Here is a 5795-nt window from a genome sequence, read left to right as displayed (position 1 = left end):
GTGCTCGGCGAGAAGGTGGCCGCGGTCGTCGTGTGCCGTGCCGGCGCATCGCTGACCCTCGACGAACTGGTGGCGTTCCTGAAGGAACGGAAGATCGCCTCGTTCAAGCTTCCCGAGCGCCTCGAGGTCCGAGAGGTGCTTCCCCGCAACGCCGTCGGCAAGCTTCTCAAGCGTGAACTGCGCCGGGCACCCACGTCCGTCGACTGAGTCCCGCACCATCCCTCTGTTCCCGAAGTGGAGATCTCTTGTCCCAGTTCAGCTCGGACGTCTTCGTCTACGACGCGGTCCGGACACCCAAGGGCCGCGTCCGGCGCGGCGGCGGAACCCTGGCCGACGTGCCCGCATACGAACTTCTCGCGACGCTGCTGCGCGCCCTGCAGGCGAGGGGACTCGACGCCGAGCGGGTCGACGACATCGTCATCGGCACCAGCACGGTCGCCGGTGACCAGGGCGGGGACGTCGCCCGCGCCGCGGCCCTGTGGGCGCAGTGGCCCGACACCGTTCCGGGTGGGGTGGTGTCGCGGCTGTGCTGCTCCGGGCTCGACGCGATCGGCACCGCCGCGGCGAAGGTCGCGTCCGGAATGCACGACGTCGTCGTCGCGGGTGGGGTGGAGTCCATGTCGCGGGTGCCGATGCTGACCGACAAACCTGCGTTCGCCTACGAGGGGCCGTTGCAGGACGTCACCGGGTACGTGACCATCGGTGTCGCGGCGGACCTGACCGCGGCCGACGCGGGCTTCACCCGCGAGGATCTCGACAGCTACGCGGTGACGTCGCATCGGCGTTCCGCCGCCTCCGCGACATCCGCGTCGATCGTCCCGATCACGTCCGGCGACACCGTCGTGCTGGACCGGGACGAAGGAGCACGCGCCGACGCAACCCTCGACGGATTCGCTGCTCTCGGAACGTTGTTCGGGGAGGATCCGTCCTGGGAGCGCGTCGCGCGGCAACTACCCGATTCGCTCCGGCCCACCGGCGGCCTGCACACGCTGGGGACCGCGCCGCAACTCGCCGACGGTGCGTCGGCCCTCGTACTCGGGTCCGGGCGCTCCCGGGAGGTCGCGGGGTCGGACCCGATCGGGCGGATCGTCGCGGTCACCCAGACGGCGGTGCGCTCGCCACGACTGACCGCGGGCATGACCGCGGCCCGCGCCGCATTGGATCGTGCCGGGATCACGGCCGCGAACCTCGACGTCGTCGAGGCCAACGAATCGTTCGCAGTGTCGCCGCTGCTGGTCGCCCGGGAACTCGGCCTGGACCCCGCGCGCGTGAATCCGAACGGCGGCGCCGTCGCGACGGGGCATCCGCTGGGCGCGAGCGGCGGGATGCTGCTCGTCAACGCGCTGGACGAGCTGGCCCGCACCGACGGGGAATTCGCCCTGCTCGTGATTCCCGGTGGTCTGGGTCTCGGGGCGGCGGTCGTCGTGCAGCGGGTGTGAGGGGAGCGGGCCGGATCAGCGGGTGAGCCGGAGGAACGCCCCCAGTTCGGCCAGTCCCTCCGGCGTGCTCGGCAGATACCGGGTCAGGGCGGGTGAGTGCACGACGACCGCGTGCCACTTCCCGCGTGAGAGCGCGACGTTGAGCCGGTTGCGGGACAACAGGAACGACATGCCCCGCGGGACGTCCTCGTGCGCAGACGCGGTCATCGACACGAACACCACGGCTGCCTGGCGTCCCTGGAACCGGTCGACCGTTCCCACGTCGACCCGGTCGAGTCCCGCCGCGGCCAGCCGCTCGCGGATCGCGATCACCTGCGCGTTGTACGGCGCGACCACCAGGACATCGCCCTGGTCGAGGGGGCGGGTGCCCTCGAACGAATTCGGGTCGCGCCACGGGGTGCCCAGCAGGTCCCGGATGCGCCGGGTGATCTCGTCCGCTTCCTCCACCGATTCGGTCGAGTTGCCGTGATGCTCGACCAGGACGGTGCTCACGCCGGGCGGTACCCCGTCGAGCGACCGTGCGGCCGTGACGTTCTCCTGCGAGAGCAGACGACCCTCGTACGACAGGTCCGATACCCGCGCGCACAGCGCTGGGTGCATACGCCATGTGCGGGACAGGAAGTAGCCGCGGTCTGCGGGTAGGGCGCCGTGCCCCTCGGCGAGCCACCCGAGTGCCGAGGTGTCCGCCGGTTCGGGATGGGTGCCCTGGCTGACCTGGGGGAGCTGCTGAGGGTCGCCCAGCAGCAACAGCTTTCGCGCGGCCTGCGCGACAGCGACCGTGTTCGCGAGACAGAACTGCCCGGCCTCGTCGATCACGAGCAGGTCGAGACCGCCGGGCTCGAAGCACGACAGGTTCGTGAAATCCCATGCCGTTCCGCCGACGACGCAGCCGCCGACGGCGTGGTCGAGGAACCCGGCCATTGCCTTGGCATCGGGGAACGCGGTCCAGACCGGGTCGGTCTTCCTCGGCTTGGCCTTCGCGACGGCATCACCCGGGACACCGGCGTCGATGATCCCGTCGAGCATGTTCTCGATCACCGAATGTGATTGTGCAACAACACCGATCCGCCATCCGTGCCGGAGCGCGAGGGTGGCGACGACGCGTGCTCCGGTGTAGGTCTTTCCGGTGCCGGGCGGACCCTGCACCGCGACGTACGAATCGTCGAGGTCGAGCAGTGCGGCGGTGATCGCGGCAGCGTGGTCGCCGTCGACCACCGGGGGCAGGCCGGCATTCGACCGGGTGCGCGGCGGGATCCGGCGCAGCACGTCGACCGCCGCCGTGACCGGCGGGTGCGGCAGCGTTCCGCACATCTCGTCGGCGGCCGCGACGATCGCAGCTTCGATGCTAGTCGTCCGGATCGGCGGCCCGGGCGTGATCGCCATCGGCAGCTGCGTGTACTCGTCGCAATCCGTGGACAGCGTTTCCTCCACGACCAGCACGTCGTGGAAACGGTCGTCCGTTGTGCGGGTGACGACCGTACCGGTGCTCCAGCCGCGGGTCCCGGGACCCCCGTCGAGCAGTCCGTCCGGCACGGGAATGTCGTAGAGCAGGTACACCGTGGTCCCCGGTCCGACGGTGCTGCCGGTACCGAATTCGCCGACGAACCGGATGTTGCGGCGCAGTTTTCGCTGCCGCGGTGTGGCCTTGTGCCAGTCGTCGAGGAGCGTCACCGACGCCGCGACCAGCGTGTCGCGGGTGTCCGACCATTCGTCGGCGGGATCGGACAGCCGGTCGAAGTGCGCCCACCAGAACGGTTTCCGCTCGCGGCGGTGGTAGCCGAGCGACGCGGCCATCAGCGCCGCAGCCTGCTGTTCGGCGGTGCGGTCCGCATGTGTTGCGGGACCGGCGAACTCGCGCAGGGCAGTTTCGAGGGGGTCGGGTTCGGACTCCTCGGCTTCGGTCACCGCGACGGGGTCGGTGGTCGCGACACCGTGTTCGTCGGCGCGCGCGAGCAGCCAGTCCCGCAGCAGCATCGTCGAGACGCAGTCGTCCTTGTTGTATGCGGCGATGCCCGCGAGCACTTCCGCGGCGGCCTCGTCGTCGCCGGCGTCCCGGTGGTCGCAGTAGTCGGCGTACGCGACGACGGAGGTGGCCGCGTCGGTGACGTCGCCGTCGCGCTTCGTCGTGTACAGCGGTTCGAGTTTCTTGATGCTGTACGACGGCGCACCGATCCGCAGCGACGCCCGCACCACCGGGTAGAGGTCGACGAGAACACCCCCACGCAGCAGGTCGTCGACGATCTCCTCGCCGACCCCGTGTCTCCCGGCGAGCCGCAGCAGCGCCGACTTCTCGTAGGCCGCGTAGTGGTAGACGTGCATGTTCGGGTACTGCCGCCGCCGGTCCGTCAGGTAGTCGAGGAATTCGGTGAACGCGCGTCGTTCCTCGGCTCGATCGTGGGCCCAGAACGGCCGGAACACCGGGTCCTGCGCGGTCCCTTCGACGACGCCGAACAGGTACTCGAGTCCCCAGTCCGAGCTGTCGTCCCTACACCACAGTGGATCCCCTTCGAAATCGAAGAAGATGTCCCCGGCATCCGGTTTCGGCAGGGCGCCGAGGCTGTTCGGGGCGAAGACCTCCACGTAGGCCGAGCCCGTGCGCTCCTGCTCCAGTTGCGCGAGGGCCTGGGCGCGCAGCGACGCATAGGTGCGTGCGGCGATACCCGGGACCGGGTCCTCGCGGGCGGCGAGGTCGTCGACGGTGGTGATCCCTCCGGCGATGAGCCGGGCCCGCTGCGTCGCCCGCATCCCCGCGACGAGCAGCAGATCCCGGCTCGACGTCACCTCCGGCTCACACGCCGGGCAGCGCCCGCACGCGGTGTGCCCGGTACCGCCCCAGGCCACCGGTGCACCCGCGCGGTGGTGGTCGTCGAGGAGTTCCTGCAGGTGGGCGCGGTGCAGCGCGAACACCGGAACGATGTCCGCGACCGGGTGCGCCGAGTCGGTTCCGTCGCCCAGCAGCAGATGCGCGTGGGACGACACCGGGACACCCGCGGCGGCGAGTGCATCCGCGTACGCCGCCACCTGCAGCAGTGCCGGAATCTTCGTGTGCCGCGACAGTTTCGTGTCGTAGACCGCGTAGGTGTCGCCGTCGCGGACCAGGAAGTCGCAGAAGCCGACGAACCGGCCGTCGAAGACGGTGCCCTGGTAGACGACGTCGACTCCGGCGCGGAGGGCGTCGAGTGTCGCGGCGGCCGCTGCCGCGTAGCCGTCGGTGGTGTGTTCCGGGCGCGACATGATCGCGACCCCGGCACCGAATCGTTCCTGGAAGTCCCGCAGCGTCCGTTGCTCGTGCGCATCGCCGAGCGCGAAGGCCCGCTCGAGCATCGGGTCGGGGACCGTGTCGGTCTGCGCACCCCGCCCCAGCGCCGCATCGAGCGTCCGCAGCAGCGAGAACTCGCAGGTCGCGGCGTGGGCGAGGTCTCCGGCGCTGTACACCAGCGTGTCGTCGAGCAGGAACATCAGCGAGTTCCGTGGTGCTGGGTTCCGGGGTGCAGCGGTCGCATGAGTCGACTATCCCAGACACCCGGGCGCTTTTCGGCTAACGGGGTTCGAGCCGCAAGACGGGTATGTGCCGCCCGAAGCTCGCCGTTGTCGCGCGATAGTCGCCGTATCCGGCGTAGACCTGCTCCGCGAGGGCGAACAGGCGGGCGTACTCGTCCGGGTCGGTGACCTCCGCGGCGACGAAGCTGTCGCCGCCGAGTTCGCATTCGGGGTACGAGAGCAGGTTGTAGTACCAGTGCGGATGTTTCGAACCGCCGAAGTTGGAGGCGACCAGAATCGGGGTCCTCCCGTCGTGGAAGTAGGCCAGCTGCACCTCGTGCGGGCGTCCGGTGCGGGCGCCCGTGGTTCGCAGGGGCGCGCTGGCGACCGTCCATCGCTGCGATGTCAGCCATCCGCCGGAGATCCGATACATCCACGGGTCGATGCGGCGGGCGACGCTGCGTGCGTAGAACTGCCCGAACCGGCTTCGTCCGAAGCGTTCGAGCGCCTTGTACAGCGAGCCGTGGGTCTCGTGTGGATCCACGTGACGCAGTGGCACGCGAACGACGCTACTCGCTGGTCGGGCTCGTGCGCGGTTTCGGTAGTGGCCGCTGCCGAAACCGCGCACGAGCCGCGGTGCAGCCGCCCTCGACGCCGAGCGCAGTGCGACCCAGCAGAACCAGGGCCCACGGTCCGATCACCCACACCGGCCACGGGTAGATCAGTGCGCCGACCGCGAGCGAGACGACGGCCCAGATCGCGAGGTTCAGAACACCGACGGCGAGCCACGCCGACCATTCGATGCGCTGGTGCAGCGGAAGCCCGCGCACGTAGTCCCGCAGCGGACGCGGGGGCGGGCTTCCGCTGCACCAGCGC

The 5795-nt window shown here is 70.2% G+C and carries 3 protein-coding genes and 2 pseudogenes; 2 read left to right on the top strand and 3 right to left on the bottom strand.

Features of this window, described 5'->3' with window-relative positions; genetic code table 11:
• A pseudogene (locus tag I0Q12_RS32875) lies at positions 1–207 on the top strand ((2,3-dihydroxybenzoyl)adenylate synthase); the annotation flags it as partial.
• Positions 208–245: 38 nt separating this feature from the next.
• Entirely contained in the window at positions 246–1439 is a 1194-nt protein-coding gene (locus I0Q12_RS14460) for a thiolase family protein (protein ID WP_197252572.1), read from the top strand.
• A 15-nt stretch (positions 1440–1454) separates the two neighbouring features.
• Here I0Q12_RS14460 and I0Q12_RS14455 read toward each other — a convergent pair whose 3' ends face one another.
• From I0Q12_RS14455 to I0Q12_RS14445, 3 genes and pseudogenes are all read right to left on the bottom strand, one after another.
• Positions 1455–4898, bottom strand: coding sequence for a bifunctional RecB family nuclease/DEAD/DEAH box helicase (locus I0Q12_RS14455; protein ID WP_197252571.1), 3444 nt, complete (start codon positions 4896–4898; stop codon positions 1455–1457).
• Between the two features lie 79 nt (positions 4899–4977).
• On the bottom strand, positions 4978–5478 hold the full coding sequence (locus I0Q12_RS14450) for a nitroreductase/quinone reductase family protein (RefSeq protein WP_197252570.1): 501 nt from the start codon (positions 5476–5478) through the stop codon (positions 4978–4980).
• Between the two features lie 10 nt (positions 5479–5488).
• Positions 5489–5795 (bottom strand): annotated as a pseudogene (locus I0Q12_RS14445) (hypothetical protein); the annotation flags it as partial.

This window comes from Rhodococcus sp. CX (genome assembly GCF_015865005.1).
Lineage (GTDB): Bacteria > Actinomycetota > Actinomycetes > Mycobacteriales > Mycobacteriaceae > Rhodococcus.
This window is presented reverse-complemented; position numbering and strand designations above follow the sequence as displayed.

Coding starts and splice junctions, on each gene's coding strand:
- I0Q12_RS14455 (WP_197252571.1), bottom strand. CDS start 4,898: ATGTTCCTGCTCGACGACACGCTGGTGTACAGCGCCGGAGACCTCGCC.